Genomic DNA, 14296 nt, shown 5'->3' with positions numbered 1-14296 from the left:
AAAGCCTCCCTGGTGAAATTAGCGCTGTGGAACCACCCGATCCCATCCCGAACTCGGAAGTGAAACGCAGCTGCGCCGATGGTAGTGTGGCTCAAGCCATGCGAGAGTAGGTCATCGCCAGGGTTTATACCCAAAACCCCGCTGCTTGCGCAGCGGGGTTTTTCTTTGTGCGCAGGAAATACCGGTAGTGCCGGCCGCTGGCCGGCAACCCCGTGGCTGCACACCAACAACCCGATAGATCCACGCCGTGTGTGGATGGGGCGCTGGCCGCGCAAAGAGGTGCCAACCAAGGTTGGCACCCACCGATGGCGGATACCGGCAGCAGGCCCCGACAGTGCACGCTGAGGCGGTGATTGCCGGCCAGCGGCCGGCACTGGCGGTAGTTCCACGCCATGCGTGGATGCCCTCCGCGAGGAGCCACGGCGCCAACCAAGGTTGGCGGCTACCAACAGCAGGCGCATACAGCAATCGGTTGGCGGCCAGGGGCCGGCACTACCAGTAGGTGCATGGATGGGCTGTACCTGAGAAAAGCGATGCCAACCAAGGTTGGCCGCTAGCCAAGGCAGCTCACGCATAAAAAGACGGCGCCCTGCGGGCGCCGTCTTGATCAGGATCGAACTGAAGGTCCGGATCAGGCGGCCTGCGAGACCTCGTGCGATTCCTGCTGGCGGAACACCGAGACCGCTTCAGTCAGCGTCCCCGCCTGCGACTGCAGCTCACGTGCGGCCGCGGTGGCTTCTTCCACCAGCGCCGCATTCTGCTGCGTGGCCTGATCCATCTGCACGACGGTCTGGTTGATCTGCTCGATACCGATCGACTGCTCCTGCGACGCTGCAGAAATCTCGCGCATCAGGTGGCTGACATCCTCCACGCCGCCAACAATGCCCTGCATGCGCTGGCCGGCGTCGGCTACCAGCTGGGCACCTTCGCCCACCTGGCGGCCGGCTTCGTCGATCAGCTTCTTGATCTCCTGGGCCGCTGCCGCAGAGCGCTGCGCCAGTACCCGCACTTCGCTGGCCACCACAGCAAAGCCCCGGCCCTGCTCGCCGGCGCGTGCCGCCTCCACCGCTGCGTTCAACGCCAGGATATTGGTCTGGAAGGCGATGCCGTCGATGACGCCGGTGATGTCACCGATCCGCTTCGAGGCGCCTTCGATGGCCTGCATGGTATCCACCACCCGCTGCATGGCCGTGTTGCCGTCACTGGCAGCGCTCTGCGTGGAGGCCGCCAACGCACTGGCCTCACGCGCATGGGCGGCGTTCTGGCGCACGGTGGCGGTCAGTTCCTCCATCGATGCTGCGGTCTCCTGCAGGTGTGCGGCCTGGCGCTCACTGCGCTCGGACAATGCGCCGTTGCCGGCGGCAATCTCGCTGGCGGCGGTACTGATCGACGCCGCACATTCCTGGATGCGACCGACCATGCGTGCCAGCTGCCCGGCCGTGGCATTGGCATCGCGCTGGATGGCAGCGAAGGCGCCGTGATACTCGCCGTGCATGCGCCGATCCAGATCGCCATTGGCCAGTGCCGAGAGCATCTGCCGCACGTCGTTGACGGTGCTGCCGAGCGTATCGAGCAGCTGGTTGATGCCACCGGTCAGGCCATCGAGGAAGCTGGCGCCTTCAGTGGCCTGCAGGCGCTGGTCGAGGTCACCGGCCGCTGCCGCTGCGACGATGCCGGCCACGGCGTTCTCCAGCGCGAGTTCATGGGTGCGGTCATGCCATTCCACGGCGAAGCCCAGGCGCACGCCCTGCGCGTCGAACACCGGGGTGACCACCTGCGCGAAGTGCACCGGGCCGATCTGCACCTTGCCGTTGTGCGTGACCTGCAGACCGTTGAGGATCGCGCGGATGCGGTCCGGGTTGGCGTGGAAGCGATGGATGCTGCTGCCGACCAGGCGCTCGGCATCGAAATCGGGGAACGCTTGCCGCAACGTCGCCTGCTGGTTGCGCAGCAGTGCCACCACCGAGCGGTTAACGTAGCGGATCACATGGTCGTTGTCGGCGATCATCATTGCCGTGCGCGAGACATCCAGCGCCTGGCGGATCTGCGCGTTCTCGGCATGCGACGCGGCCTCGCGTCCACGCTGAGCCTGCACGTGGCGGGCGGTATCGGCCAGCGCATGGGCCAGTGAACCGGGTGCAAAGGCCGCGGTATCCGCATGTGCGCTCAGATCGGTGCCCGTAGCGATATCGCGCGCCAGTGCCGCCAGGCGGCGTGGGCCATGGCCAAGCGCCTCGGTCTGCTGGCGCAGGCGCAGCGCGACCTGGCCAAGGAACACGGTCAGGCTGGCGAGCAGACCGGCCTGCAGCAACGTCGGTCCCACGGCTACGCCCTGCAGCAGCGGTACCAGCAGGGCAAGGGTGCCAACACCACCGGCCAGCCATACCGGCAGGCGATCGCGGTGGCTGAGCAGCACGCCCAGCAGCAACGCGATCGGCAATGCTGGCGACAGGCCGACGATCGTGCACAGCAATGCCAACTGCAGCGACAGCAGCAACGCCAGGCCGTTGCGGGCGATGCTGCGGCCCGCCTGTGGACCGGCCAGCCAGAGGGCGGGCAGCACGGCGGCCGCGGCCAACGCAGCGCCCGGTACGTGGGGCCCACGCAGGGCCAGCACGAGGCCAGCCACAGCCAACGCCGCGCTGCCGATCAGCAGACGGCGGTCAGCGCGGCGGGAGAGCTGCTGCAGATGGGGCAGGCGGACGGTATCGGGGGGACGGGAGGATGCAACGGACATCGGCGACTCCTGGATCAACAAACGACAACGGCCACGCCGCGGCGCACGCAGGAGTGCGTGACCAGGGCGCGAGCCGGGAATTCGGGGAATGCGACGCGATCAGCGACGCGGAGACGGGGCACCGTGACCACATCCTGTGGGTGACGGTGCAGCAGAGCGGGCATGCGGACTTCCTTGCAGAACCAGACACACGCCGCAGACCCGACCGGACCTGCGTGCTGCGGACGCAGGGGCCCGCAACTGATGTATCGGCCGCATACGCGCAGAGTGAAGCGCGTCGGTGCCTGCGCTCAGCCGGCGTTGTCGTTGCTGAAGAAGTGCAGGATCACGCCCGCGATCTGTTCCGGCTCTTCCATGTGCAGGTGATGGTTGCCGGCAAACACCGCCAGACGGCCATCGCGCAGATGCTGCAGGCGATCACTGCGCATCGGCTCGGGATAGTACGACTGCGCCGGCGTGGCATAGATCACCTGCGTCGGGCAGGCGATGGCCTGCAGCAGGTTGTCGATCTGGCCTTCGCTGAGGCGGATCGCAGTGGGCAGCATCAGGCGCGGATCACTGCACCAGCGGTAGCCGCCTTCGACCGGCTCCACGCCGCGCTCGACCAGCAGCCGTGCGCAGCGCTCGCTGAGCTGGTTGGTCATCATCCGCGCACGGATCGGCGCAGCGAGGTCGGGGAACACGCGCAACTGCTTGCGTGCCAGCCCACGCGTGGCATTCACATGCTCGCGCAGGCGGTTGGCGGTCTCTTCCTCGGGACCGCGCAGGCCGCCGAGTGCTTCGATCGCCACCAGCCGTTCCACACGGTCGCTGACCGAGGCGGTGAGGCTGGCGATGCCGGCGCCCATCGAATGGCCGAGCAGGCTGAAACGGTCCCAGCCCAGTGCATCGGCGACGTCGAGTACGTGGCAGATCGCGGCGGCCGTGGTGTAGCTGGCACCCGCCGGCAGATGTGCGCTGTGGCCATGGCCGGGCAAATCGATCGCCACCAATTGCAGCGATGACAGATGCGGCGCCAGCGGCACGAAGCTTGCGGCGTTGTCGAGCCAGCCATGCAGGGCCAGCACGCGCGGGCCGTCGCCGTGGTTGCGCAGGCCGGCGACGCGCGCGCCACCGACCTCCAGTTCAAACGGTTGAAGGCTCATGCCAGCGAGGCCACGGCCAGCCGCGACAGGGCGCGAGCATGTTCCGGTTCGGCGTTGAGGCAGGGGATGTAGCGCATCGTCGCGCCGCGCTCGGCCAGCGTTTCGGTGAAGCCCATGGCGACCTCTTCCAGCGTCTCCAGGCAATCGGTGGCGAAGCCGGGGCACACCACATCGATCTGCTTGACGCCGGATTCGGCCAGCGCCCACAGGCTGGGTTCGGCATAGGGCTGCAGCCAGCGCTCGCGGCCGAAACGCGACTGGTAACCCATCTGCCATTCGTCCCTGCCCAGTTCCAGTGCCTTGGCGATGGCCTGCGCACTGGCCTCGCAGCGCTGCGGATACGGATCGCCTGCATCGGCCAGGCGCTGCGGGATGCCATGGAAGGAGAACATCAGTTTCTGGCCGCGACCGTGCTGTTCCCAGTAGCGGCGGATCGAGCCGGCAACGGCGTCGACCCAGCCCGGATCGACCGAATAGTCGCGCACCAGGCTGACGGTCACGCCCGGATTGCGGCGCTGCCAGGCATCGACGCGATCTTCGACCGAGGCGGTGGTGGTGGTCGAGTACTGCGGGTACAGCGGCAGTACCACGATGCGGCGCGCACCGTCGGCCGCCAGGCGGTCGAGCTCGCTGGCCAGCGCCGGCTCACCATAGCGCATTGCATGGCGAACCTTCAGGGTCGGCAACAGCGCTTGCATGGCCTGCGCCAGCTGGCGCGTATGCACCATCAGCGGAGAGCCCTCCGGCAGCCAGACCTGGGCGTACTTGGTCGCGGAACGGCTGCTGCGCAGCGGCAGGATCAGCCCGCGCAGCAGCGGCTGCCACAGCAGTGCCGGGATCGAGACCACGCGGGGGTCGGACAGGAATTCAGCCAGGTAACGGCGTACGGCGGGGGCCGTCGGCGTCTCGGGCGTGCCTAGGTTGACCGCCAGCACGGCGGTATCGGGTGCGTCGAGCATGAGCGGTATTGTCGCCGATCGCGTGCCCTGTCGGGATGCAGGGTTCGGATTGCAGGCATACCGCGCATCTATGTGAGCAGGGAGCGCTCATTGGCGATTCATGACAACACTACTAATTTCAGTCACTTGCTATATCTTCCGATGGACTGACTTCTGGAGCCTGCCATGCGTCGCCCGATCCAAGCCCTGCTGATCGCCGCCAGCCTGCTGTCCAGCCAGGCCATGGCCGGACCGCAGGAAGACCAGCGTGCGCGCAATGCCGTGCGCGTGCTGGCTGAAATCCAGGAAATCCCTGAACAGGGAATTCCAGACAAATTGCTCGACGAAGGCCGCGCGGTCATCGTCATTCCCGACACGATCAAGGCCGGCCTGGTCATTGGCGGTCGTCGTGGCCATGGCCTGATGTCGGTGCGCATGCCCAATGGCGCCTGGTCCAATCCGGTATTCGTGAAGCTCACCGGCGGCAGCATCGGCTTCCAGGCCGGTGTGCAGTCCTCCGATGTGGTGCTGGTGTTCCGCAACGACCGCAGCCTGGACAACCTGGTCAACGGCAAGTTCACGCTGGGCGCCGATGCCGGTGTCGCCGCTGGGCCGGTCGGCCGCAATGCCGCTGCTGCCACTGATGGCCAGCTGAAGGCCGAGATCTGGTCCTGGTCGCGTGCGCGCGGCCTGTTTGCCGGCGTGGCACTGGATGGTGCGGTGCTGCAGATCGATGATGCCGCCAATCTGGACGCCTACGGCAGCAACACCACGCCGCGCATGATCTTCGAAGGCCGCGCTGCGGGCTCGCCGTCGATGGATGTGGTCGCCTTCCGCGATCGTCTGGAAGAAGCCACCTATGCCGCCCGCAACAACCGCAACGGCAACGGCGGCAGCGCACCGCGTCCGGCCCCGGCCCCGGCCCCGGCGGCAGCTCCTGCGCCTGTTCAGGCAGCGCCGGCGGCCCCGGCCGAAGCCACCACTGCGCCGCTGCAGAACGTGCCGCAGAATCCGCCGCCGCAGCAGCAGGGCTTCCAGCCGGTCAACGACGGCGAAATCCGCACCGAGACGCTGGGCGGGAACTGACTTTCGTCACGCGCGCCGGCTAACAGCCGGTGCGCTATGCTCGACAGCCTGATCACTAACGTAACGAGTGTCTTTATGGGCAGTTTGAGCATCTGGCATTGGCTGATTGTCCTGGCCGTGGTTCTGTTGGTGTTCGGCACCAAGCGGCTGACCAGTGGCGCCAAGGATCTCGGCTCGGCGGTGAAGGAATTCAAGAAGGGCATGCGCGACGACGACAAGCCGTCGGCGCAGCTGGGCGATGAGTCGCGCAGCCAGGACGCCTCGCGCACCGCGCAGGACGAGCACGACCGCAACGCGCGTTGATCCGGAGCGGTTGCGGTGTTCGATATCGGCTTCAGCGAACTGCTGGTGATCGCAGTGGTCGCCCTGGTGGTGCTCGGTCCCGAGCGCCTGCCCAAGGCGGCCCGCTTCGCCGGCCTGTGGGTGCGTCGTGCCCGCAATCAATGGGATTCGGTGAAACAGGAACTGGAACGCGAGCTGCAGGCCGAGGAGATCAAGCGGCAGATGCAGGACGTGCGCCAGGGCATGCAGGACACCGAGAATCAGCTGCGCGCCAGCGGTGAAGCGATCCGTCGCGAAGCGCAGGAGGCGCAGCAGCAGGGCGATACGCTGGCGCAGGAGGTACGCGCACCGGCGCCGGCGGATCTGCCGCCGCATATGAGCGCCGCGCCTGACGCCGATGCGCCGGCACAGGAGAGCATTGCTTCCGAGACGGCTCCGGCCACGACCCCTGAAGCCGCTGCGACACCGCCGACGCAGAGTACGGAGCGCCAGCCATGAGTGAACAGGATTTCGGCGAAAGCTCGCTGGTTGAACATCTGGTGGAATTGCGCGGCCGTCTGGTGCGCGCATTGCTGGGCCTTGGCGTGGTGCTGCTGGGCCTGCTGCCGTTTACCCAGAAGCTGTACAACGCACTGGCCGAACCGCTGGTCTCGCAGCTGCCGAACGGGCAGACGATGATCGCCACCAACCCGGCCGGTGCCTTCTTCGCCCCGCTGAAGCTGACCTTCTTCGTCGCCCTGTTCGTGGCGGTGCCGTGGCTCCTGTACCAGTTGTGGGCGTTTGTCGCCCCAGGTCTGTACGCGCGTGAGAAACGCCTGGCCGTACCGCTGCTGGTGTCGTCGGTGCTGCTGTTCTACACCGGTTGTGCCTTTGCCTACTTCCTGGTGCTGCCGGCGGTATTCCACTTCCTGACCACCTTCAGCCCGGACGTGATCGCGATCACCCCGGATGCGAATGCCTACCTGGATTTCGTGCTGGCGATCTTCTTCGCCTTCGGCGGCAGCTTCGAACTGCCGGTGGCGATGGTGATCCTGGTGCTGCTGGGCTGGGTAACGCCGCAGCAGTTCAAGGAAGGCCGCGGTTACGCGATCGTCGGCATCTTCGTGCTGGCCGCAGTGCTCACCCCGCCGGACGTGGTCTCGCAACTGATGCTGGCGATCCCGATGTGCCTGCTCTACGAGCTGGGCATCCACGCCGCGCGCTGGCTGGTGCCATCGTCTGCAGTAAAGAAACCCGCTGCCTGAAAAAAGGGGACGGAGGGGATTAAGTCGTTTGTGCCACTGTGCGGCTAACGACTTAATCCCCTCCGTCCCCTTTTGCGTCAGGCGTGGAACACGTCGCTCGAGGTCGGCGTGGTCGGAATCGGCGGTGCGGCGCGGCTGCCGCGGTGCACGAACATCTGCTTCCACGCGGCGTAGACCGCGCCGACGTACAGCGGCATCAGCACCGTGGTCAGTACCAGCTGGGCGATGAAGGCGGCGGCCAGCGGGCCGCCGATCAGCATCGCGATCTGGATCACGATCACGAACAGGATGTACATGCAGAACGCGGCGATCAGGCCGAGCGCGGCGAACACGATCATCGCGCCGATGTTCTCGATGCAGCCCTGCAGGCTCAGGCGCAGCGCGTGCATGCCGCTCTGCTTGTCGAACACCACCAGCGCCGGCTGGGTGAACATCGCCAGCGACAGCGCAACCGCGCTCAGGAACACCAGCAGCATCCACAGTGCGATGCGCTTGGCCGGCAGGTTGGCCACCAGCGCGGCCGCATCATCCGGCTTGATCTGCTGGCCACTGCGGCTGATCTCTTCCATCTTGGTCATGACCTCGCTGAAGGCGGTGAAGCCCTCGCGACCGATCATCATGAACAGCAGCGCGCCCAGCAGCAGGACCGCCAGCACCTGGATCGCCAGCGGCACCAGCAGGTGGCTGACGCGGTGGTCGCGGATGGGCTGCAGCAGGTGCGAGGCCAGGCCAGGGCGGCCTTCGTCGATCTCGCCCACGGCGTACAGCATGCCGCCGAACATGATCGGCGAAATGGCCAGGGTCATCAGCTGCACGGCCATGCCGGCGGCGCCGGGAATCAAGGTCGACAGCAGGGTCACCACCCAGCTCACCAGCAGCCAGGTCAGGCCGATCCGGGCCAGCTGCAGCGGCGCGCGCCGGTACAGCGAGAACGTATCCAGCAACCACTGGGCGCCCGCCGAGGCCGGCAGCTTGCGAATCTCTTTCATGGACATCCGGGAAGGACAGGAGGGGGCCGGGCGGCTGCCCGTGCCGCCGATTATCCCTGTTTTGCCACCGGCTGGGCTGAAGACAGCCGCGCCTGGCGGACGAAGCGGCGCAACAGCTGGCGGGCCAGCGGTGCGGCGCTGACCGCGCGCTCGATGCTGCGGGCGCAGCCGCCGTGGCGGCCGATGCAGTCGGCGCGGGCGCGCACGTAGCCGCGCATGTGGTGGGTGGCGAATTCCGGATGGAACTGCACGCCCCACGCCTGGCGGCCCCAGCGGAAGGCATGGCAGCCGTCCAGCGGCGAGCGTGCCAGCACTTCGGCGCCGTCGGGTGCGCGCAGCACGGTCTGCAGGTGGGTGGCATGGGCGGCGAAATGCTGCGGCAGGCCCTGGAACAGCGGGTCCTGCGCGGCCTGCGGCTGCAGTTCCAGCTCGATCGTGCCGGACTCGCGGCCGGCCGGGTTGTAGGCCACCTCGCCACCCAGCGCGTGCGCCAGCAGCTGGTGGCCGTAGCAGATGCCGAACACGGGCAGGTCGTCGTGGGCGGTCTGGCGCAGCCATGCGGCGCTGCGCTCGCTCCACTCGGCGTGGTCGGTGACGAAGGCGGCCGAGCCGGTCACCAGCACGCCGGCGAAGGCATGTGGGTCGGGCAGGGCGCCACCGTGTTCGACATCGACCACCACCGTCTCGTGCTCTTCCAGCCCGGCGGCGACGCGGATCCAGTGCGGAAAGCGCCCGTAGCGACGCAGTGACGGTACCGGACGGCCGGTTTCAAGGATCAGGAACGGGGCTGGGTTCATCCGGGGGCGGCAGCACTGACAGGACTTCCTCGATTGTAGTCAGCCCCTGCGCCACCTTTTCAAGCCCGGCCTGGCGCAGGGTTCGCAGCCCTTCAGCCAGTGCGGCACGGCTGAAACCGGCCAGATCCATGTCGGCACGGATCTGCCCGCGCAGCCGCGAGCCCAATGGCAGCAACTCATACAGGCCGATGCGGCCAAGGAATCCGGTGCGCCGGCACTCCAGGCAACCGACCGGCCGACAGGGCGTGGCGGCATCTGGATATGCAGCATGGCTATCAGCCAGCACCGCCCAATCGGCGGCGCCGAGGCTGTGTGGCTGCTTGCAGTGCGGGCACAGTGTGCGCACCAGACGCTGGGCGAGGATGCCGTTGAGGGTGCTGGCCAGCAGGTAGTGCGGCACGCCCAGGTCGAGCAGGCGGGTGACCGCCGACGGCGCGTCGTTGGTGTGCAGGGTGGACAGCACCAGATGGCCGGTCAGCGAGGCCTGCACCGCCATCTGCGCGGTTTCCAGGTCGCGGATCTCGCCGATCATGATGATGTCCGGGTCCTGCCGCAGCAGGGTGCGCACGCCGCTGGCGAAGTCCAGGTCGATGTTGGTCTGCACCTGCATCTGGTTGAATTCGGGCGCGATCATCTCGATCGGGTCTTCCACCGTGCAGACGTTCACGTCCGGCGTGGCCAGCCGCTTCAGCGTCGAATACAGGGTGGTGGTCTTGCCCGAGCCGGTCGGGCCGGTGACCAGCACGATGCCGTGCGGGCGCTCGACCAGCGCATTCCAGCCGGCGGCTTCCTGCGGGCTGAAACCGAGCTGGTCGATGCTCTTGAAGGCGGCATCGGGGTCGAAGATGCGCATCACGCACTTCTCGCCGAAGGCGGTGGGCATGGTCGACAGGCGCATCTCGACTTCGCGGCCGCCCGGCGAGCGGGTCTTGATGCGGCCATCCTGCGGGCGCCGGCGTTCGGCCAGGTCCATGCGGCCGAGCACCTTGATGCGGCTGACCACGGCGGTCATCACCGCCGGTGGCACCTCGAACACCTTGTGCAGCACGCCGTCGATGCGGAAGCGCATGCGCCCCATCTCGCGGCGCGGCTCCAGGTGGATGTCCGAGGCGCGCTGCTCGTAGGCGTACTGCAGCAGCCAGTCGACGATATGCACGATGTGCTGGTCGTCGGCATTGACGTCGCCGGTGCGGCCCAGCTCCACCAGCTGCTCGAAGCTGGGCAGGGTGATGTTGGCTTCGCCGCGCACGTCACCCCGGGCGCCGCGCACCGAGCGGGTCACCCCGTAGAACTCCATGGTGTAGCGGTGCAGGTCCAGCGGATTGACCACCGCCAGTTCGATGCGGCGGCGGGTCAGGTGCTGCAGGTCGCGGCGCCATTCCTGTACCAGCGGCTCGCTGGTGGCCACCAGCACGCGCTCGGCATCCACCGCCAGTGGCAGGAAGCGGTGGCGCCGGGCGTAGGCGTGCGACACCAGCGCGGTGACCGCAGCGACGTCGACCCGGGTCGGGTCGATGCGCAGGTAACGGCTGCCGGTACGCTGGGCCAGCCACTCGGTGAGGCGCTCCAGGGTCAGTTCGCCACCGCCGTTGGCGGCCAGCTTGAGGTTGGACAGCAGCACCAGCGGGTGCACTTCACTGGCGTTGCGCGCGCCCTGTGCGGAAAAGCGCATGCGCTCGCGGTCCTGCTCGGCCACCAGGCCATCGGCGATCAGGGCCGCGGCAATCTGCTCGAACTGCAGGCGACCCCACGGCAGCGGTACGCCGCCAGCCTCGCCGGGCGTGCCCACCGGCAGCCGATGTTCCATCTGCCTGCTCCTCCCGGGTACGGAATGCCCCGCAGGTCGGCCGTTATACTAACGCACCCCCTTGCCGGCCAAGACTCGTACGCATGTCCGCGACCCCGACCGTTCCGATCACCTTCCAGGGCCTGATCCAGACCCTGAACCAGTTCTGGGCCCAGCAGGGCTGCGTGCTCATCCAGCCGCTCGACCTGGAGGTGGGCGCCGGTACCTTCCACCCGGCCACCTTCCTGCGTGCGATCGGTCCGGAAAGCTGGAATGCGGCCTACGTGCAGCCCTCGCGCCGCCCGACCGACGGCCGCTACGGCGAGAACCCGAACCGCCTGCAGCGCTACTACCAGTACCAGGTGGCGATGAAGCCGGCGCCGGACAACATCCAGCAGCTGTACCTGGATTCGCTGAAGGCACTGGGCATCGACCCGCTGGTGCACGACCTGCGCTTCGTCGAGGACAACTGGGAATCGCCGACGCTGGGCGCCTGGGGCCTGGGCTGGGAAGTCTGGCTCAACGGCATGGAAGTGACCCAGTTCACCTACTTCCAGCAGGCCGGTGGCCTGGAGTGCCGCCCGGTGCTGGGCGAGATCACCTACGGTCTCGAGCGCCTGTGCATGTACCTGCAGAACTGCGACAACGTCTACGACCTGGTCTGGACCTACGGCCCGGACGGCCAGCCGGTGACCTACGGTGACGTCTACCACCAGAACGAGGTGGAGCAGAGCACCTACAACTTCGAATACGCCGACGTGGAAGAGATGTTCCACCGTTTCGATGCCTGCGAACGTGAAGCGCAGAAGCTGGTGGAAGTGAACCTGCCGCTGCCGGCCTACGAGCAGGTGATGAAGGCCAGCCACACCTTCAACCTGCTGGATGCGCGCCGCGCGATCAGCGTGACCGAGCGCCAGCGCTACATCCTGCGCGTGCGCGCGCTGGCCCAGGCGGTGGCCAAGGCGTACTACGAACAGCGCGAGAAGCTGGGCTTCCCGGGCGCGAAGAAGGCCTGACGGCCGCTCTCCCCCTTACTCCGGGGCGCCGGACGCGTCGCGCGCTGCGCCCCCACCACAGGATTGAAACGATGAGCCAACTGTCCCCCCTGCTGATCGAACTGGGCACCGAGGAGCTGCCGGTCAAGGCGCTGCCGGGCCTGGCCCAGGCCTTTTTCGATGGCGTTGTCGACGGCCTGCGCAAGCGCGGCGTCGCGCTGGAACTGGGTGATGCGCGTCCACTGTCGACCCCGCGCCGCCTGGCCGTGCTGCTGCCGGGTGTCGGCCTGGAACAGCCGGAACAGCACAGCGAAGTGCTGGGCCCGTACCTGAACATCGCGCTGGACGCCGAAGGTCAGCCGACCAAGGCCCTGCAGGGCTTCGCCGCCAAGGCCGGGATCGACTGGACCGCGCTGGAGAAGACCACCGACAACAAGGGTGAGCGCTTCGTGCACCGCGCGGTGACCCCGGGTGCGAGCACTGCCAGCCTGCTGCCAGAGATCCTGCGCGAGGCGATCGCGGCGATGCCGATTCCCAAGCCGATGCGCTGGGGCGACCACGCCTGGGGCTTCGCGCGCCCGGCGCACTGGCTGGTGCTGCTGCACGGTGCCAACGTGGTCGAGGCCGAGCTGTTCGGCCTGCAGGCCGACCGCGTCAGCCGTGGCCATCGTTTCCACCACGACCAGGCCGTGTCGCTGGCACAGCCGCAGGACTACGTTGAAGCCCTGCGCGCCGCGTTCGTGCTGGTCGACCCGAGCGAGCGCCGCGCGCGCATCGTCGCCGAGGTCGAAGCCGCTGCGGCCAAGGCCGGTGGCAGCGCCCGCATCACCGAAGACAACCTGGAGCAGGTGGTGAACCTGGTCGAGTGGCCGTCGGCGGTGCTGTGCAGCTTCGAGCCCGCGTTCCTGGCGGTGCCGCAGGAAGCGCTGATCGAGACGATGGAGATCAACCAGAAGTTCTTCCCGGTGCTGGATGCCGCCGGCACCCTGACCGAGAAGTTCATCGGCATCGCCAACATCGAATCGAAGGACGTGGCCGAAGTGGCCAAGGGCTACGAGCGCGTGATCCGCCCGCGCTTCGCCGACGCCAAGTTCTTCTTCGACGAAGACCTGAAGCAGGGCCTGGTGTCGATGGGCGACGGCCTGAAGACGGTGACCTACCAGGCCAAGCTGGGCAGCGTGGCCGACAAGGTGGCGCGCGTGGCCGCTCTGGCCGAAGTGATCGCACCCCAGGTTGGCGCCGATCCGGCGCAGGCCAGGCGGGCTGCCGAGCTGGCCAAGAACGACCTGCAGTCGCGCATGGTCAACGAATTCCCGGAACTGCAGGGCATCGCCGGTCGCCACTACGCCGTGACCGGTGGCGAATCGGCCGATGTGGCGCTGGCCATCGACGAGGCCTACCAGCCGCGCTTCGGCGGTGATGACATCGCGCTGTCGCCGCTGGGCAAGGTGCTGGCCATTGCTGAACGCGTCGACACGCTGGCCGGCGGTTTCGCCGCGGGCCTGAAGCCGACCGGCAACAAAGATCCGTTCGCCCTGCGCCGCAACGCGCTGGGCCTGGCCCGCACGATCATCGAAAGCGGCTTCGAGCTGGACCTGCGCGCGCTGCTGGCCAGCGCCAACGCTGGCCTGGTCGCGCGCAACGTGCAGGCCGACATCGGCGAACTGTACGACTTCATCCTCGACCGCCTGAAGGGCTACTACGCTGACAAGGGCGTGCCGGCCACGCACTTCAACGCCGTGGCCGAGCTGAAGCCGGCTTCGCTGTACGACTTCGACCGCCGTCTGGATGCGATCGGCACCTTCGCCGCGCTGCCGGAAGCCGAGGCGCTGGCAGCGGCCAACAAGCGCATCCGCAACATCCTGCGCAAGGCCGAGGGCGACATTCCGGCCCAGATCGATCCGGCGCTGCTGCAGGAAGATGCCGAGCGCGCGCTGGCTGAAGCGGTCACTGCGGCCATCGACGACACCGGCGCCAGCCTGCACCAGAAGGATTACGTGGCCGTGCTGGCCCGCCTGGCCCGCCTGCGCCCGCAGGTCGACGCGTTCTTCGATGGCGTGATGGTCAATGCGGAAGATCCGGCGCTGCGTGGCAACCGCCTGGCGCTGCTGACGATGCTGGGCGAGCGCCTGGGCAAGGTCGCGGCGATCGAGCATCTGTCGAGCTGATGCCCGTATCGGTAGTGCCGGCGGATGTCCATCGGGGTCATTGCCGGCATCGCGCACGATGCCGGCTTCCTCGGCTGCGATTACGACGATCGCCACAAAGGCGCGTATTTTGACCGCCACTTAACAACC

Annotated in this window: 12 protein-coding genes and 1 rRNA gene; 7 read left to right on the top strand and 6 right to left on the bottom strand. The window is 67.6% G+C overall.

Annotation, left to right across the window (positions count from 1 at the left end):
• The first annotated feature begins 8 nt into the window (after nt 1–8).
• Nucleotides 9–123 (top strand): 5S ribosomal RNA (gene rrf / locus ACJ7C5_RS11330).
• Nucleotides 124–631: 508 nt separating this feature from the next.
• On the opposite strand, the gene ACJ7C5_RS11325 is transcribed toward rrf, so the two are convergent.
• From ACJ7C5_RS11325 to hemH, 3 genes are all read right to left on the bottom strand, one after another.
• A complete protein-coding gene (locus ACJ7C5_RS11325) occupies nt 632–2737 on the bottom strand; it encodes a methyl-accepting chemotaxis protein (protein ID WP_412703940.1) in 2106 nt (701 codons plus the stop codon).
• Between the two features lie 290 nt (nt 2738–3027).
• Nucleotides 3028–3882, bottom strand: a complete 855-nt coding sequence (locus tag ACJ7C5_RS11320) for an alpha/beta fold hydrolase (protein ID WP_097049740.1) — start codon at nt 3880–3882, stop codon at nt 3028–3030.
• Entirely contained in the window at nt 3879–4841 is a 963-nt protein-coding gene (hemH, locus tag ACJ7C5_RS11315) for a ferrochelatase (protein WP_412703939.1), read from the bottom strand. Before hemH ends, ACJ7C5_RS11320 begins: the two co-directional genes overlap by 4 nt.
• Before the next feature lie 165 nt (nt 4842–5006).
• Here hemH and ACJ7C5_RS11310 point away from each other — a divergent pair, with 165 nt between their 5' ends.
• From ACJ7C5_RS11310 to tatC, 4 genes are all read left to right on the top strand, one after another.
• Nucleotides 5007–5906 (top strand): lipid-binding SYLF domain-containing protein, encoded by a 900-nt coding sequence (locus ACJ7C5_RS11310; RefSeq protein ID WP_412703938.1) that lies wholly within the window; start codon nt 5007–5009, stop codon nt 5904–5906.
• A gap of 75 nt (nt 5907–5981) precedes the next feature.
• Nucleotides 5982–6209 carry a Sec-independent protein translocase subunit TatA gene (tatA, locus tag ACJ7C5_RS11305; protein WP_108770514.1) on the top strand — a complete coding sequence of 76 codons (228 nt, stop codon included), beginning with the start codon at nt 5982–5984 and terminating at the stop codon, nt 6207–6209.
• Between the two features lie 15 nt (nt 6210–6224).
• On the top strand, nt 6225–6686 hold the full coding sequence (gene tatB, locus ACJ7C5_RS11300; RefSeq protein ID WP_094002230.1) for a Sec-independent protein translocase protein TatB: 462 nt from the start codon (nt 6225–6227) through the stop codon (nt 6684–6686).
• Nucleotides 6683–7432, top strand: a complete 750-nt coding sequence (gene tatC, locus ACJ7C5_RS11295; RefSeq protein ID WP_094002231.1) for a twin-arginine translocase subunit TatC — start codon at nt 6683–6685, stop codon at nt 7430–7432. Before tatB ends, tatC begins: the two co-directional genes overlap by 4 nt.
• Before the next feature lie 77 nt (nt 7433–7509).
• On the opposite strand, the gene ACJ7C5_RS11290 is transcribed toward tatC, so the two are convergent.
• Genes ACJ7C5_RS11290 through ACJ7C5_RS11280 form a run of 3 tightly spaced genes read right to left on the bottom strand, consistent with a single transcriptional unit; the run spans nt 7510 to nt 11025 of the window.
• Nucleotides 7510–8421: a BPSS1780 family membrane protein gene (locus ACJ7C5_RS11290; RefSeq protein WP_032973889.1), complete on the bottom strand. Its 912-nt coding sequence runs from the start codon at nt 8419–8421 to the stop codon at nt 7510–7512.
• 50 nt (nt 8422–8471) lie between these two features.
• Nucleotides 8472–9218, bottom strand: a complete 747-nt coding sequence (locus tag ACJ7C5_RS11285) for a glutamine amidotransferase (protein WP_005411673.1) — start codon at nt 9216–9218, stop codon at nt 8472–8474.
• Nucleotides 9190–11025 (bottom strand): GspE/PulE family protein, encoded by a 1836-nt coding sequence (locus ACJ7C5_RS11280; RefSeq protein WP_412703937.1) that lies wholly within the window; start codon nt 11023–11025, stop codon nt 9190–9192. The genes ACJ7C5_RS11285 and ACJ7C5_RS11280 overlap by 29 nt, the downstream gene beginning before the upstream one ends.
• A gap of 83 nt (nt 11026–11108) precedes the next feature.
• Here ACJ7C5_RS11280 and glyQ point away from each other — a divergent pair, with 83 nt between their 5' ends.
• Together glyQ and glyS are read left to right on the top strand one after the other, a co-directional pair.
• Nucleotides 11109–12020 (top strand): glycine--tRNA ligase subunit alpha, encoded by a 912-nt coding sequence (glyQ, locus tag ACJ7C5_RS11275; protein WP_006403404.1) that lies wholly within the window; start codon nt 11109–11111, stop codon nt 12018–12020.
• A 71-nt stretch (nt 12021–12091) separates the two neighbouring features.
• A complete protein-coding gene (gene glyS, locus ACJ7C5_RS11270; protein ID WP_412703936.1) occupies nt 12092–14167 on the top strand; it encodes a glycine--tRNA ligase subunit beta in 2076 nt (691 codons plus the stop codon).
• The last annotated feature ends 129 nt before the right edge of the window (nt 14168–14296 follow it).

Origin of the sequence: Nocardiopsis yanglingensis (assembly GCF_045809185.1) — a bacterium.
Lineage (GTDB): Bacteria > Pseudomonadota > Gammaproteobacteria > Xanthomonadales > Xanthomonadaceae > Stenotrophomonas > Stenotrophomonas yanglingensis.
Note: the sequence above shows the minus strand (reverse complement) of the source record. Positions and strands in the feature narration are given on the sequence as shown.

Excerpts from the sequence above, each read along its gene's own strand:
- hemH (WP_412703939.1), bottom strand. The coding sequence starts at position 4,841 with ATGCTCGACGCACCCGATACCGCCGTGCTGGCGGTCAACCTAGGCACG.
- tatC (WP_094002231.1), top strand. The coding sequence starts at position 6,683 with ATGAGTGAACAGGATTTCGGCGAAAGCTCGCTGGTTGAACATCTGGTG.
- ACJ7C5_RS11310 (WP_412703938.1), top strand. The coding sequence starts at position 5,007 with ATGCGTCGCCCGATCCAAGCCCTGCTGATCGCCGCCAGCCTGCTGTCC.
- glyS (WP_412703936.1), top strand. The coding sequence starts at position 12,092 with ATGAGCCAACTGTCCCCCCTGCTGATCGAACTGGGCACCGAGGAGCTG.
- ACJ7C5_RS11325 (WP_412703940.1), bottom strand. The coding sequence starts at position 2,737 with ATGTCCGTTGCATCCTCCCGTCCCCCCGATACCGTCCGCCTGCCCCAT.
- glyQ (WP_006403404.1), top strand. The coding sequence starts at position 11,109 with ATGTCCGCGACCCCGACCGTTCCGATCACCTTCCAGGGCCTGATCCAG.
- ACJ7C5_RS11285 (WP_005411673.1), bottom strand. The coding sequence starts at position 9,218 with ATGAACCCAGCCCCGTTCCTGATCCTTGAAACCGGCCGTCCGGTACCG.
- ACJ7C5_RS11280 (WP_412703937.1), bottom strand. The coding sequence starts at position 11,025 with ATGGAACATCGGCTGCCGGTGGGCACGCCCGGCGAGGCTGGCGGCGTA.
- tatA (WP_108770514.1), top strand. The coding sequence starts at position 5,982 with ATGGGCAGTTTGAGCATCTGGCATTGGCTGATTGTCCTGGCCGTGGTT.
- ACJ7C5_RS11290 (WP_032973889.1), bottom strand. The coding sequence starts at position 8,421 with ATGAAAGAGATTCGCAAGCTGCCGGCCTCGGCGGGCGCCCAGTGGTTG.
- ACJ7C5_RS11320 (WP_097049740.1), bottom strand. The coding sequence starts at position 3,882 with ATGAGCCTTCAACCGTTTGAACTGGAGGTCGGTGGCGCGCGCGTCGCC.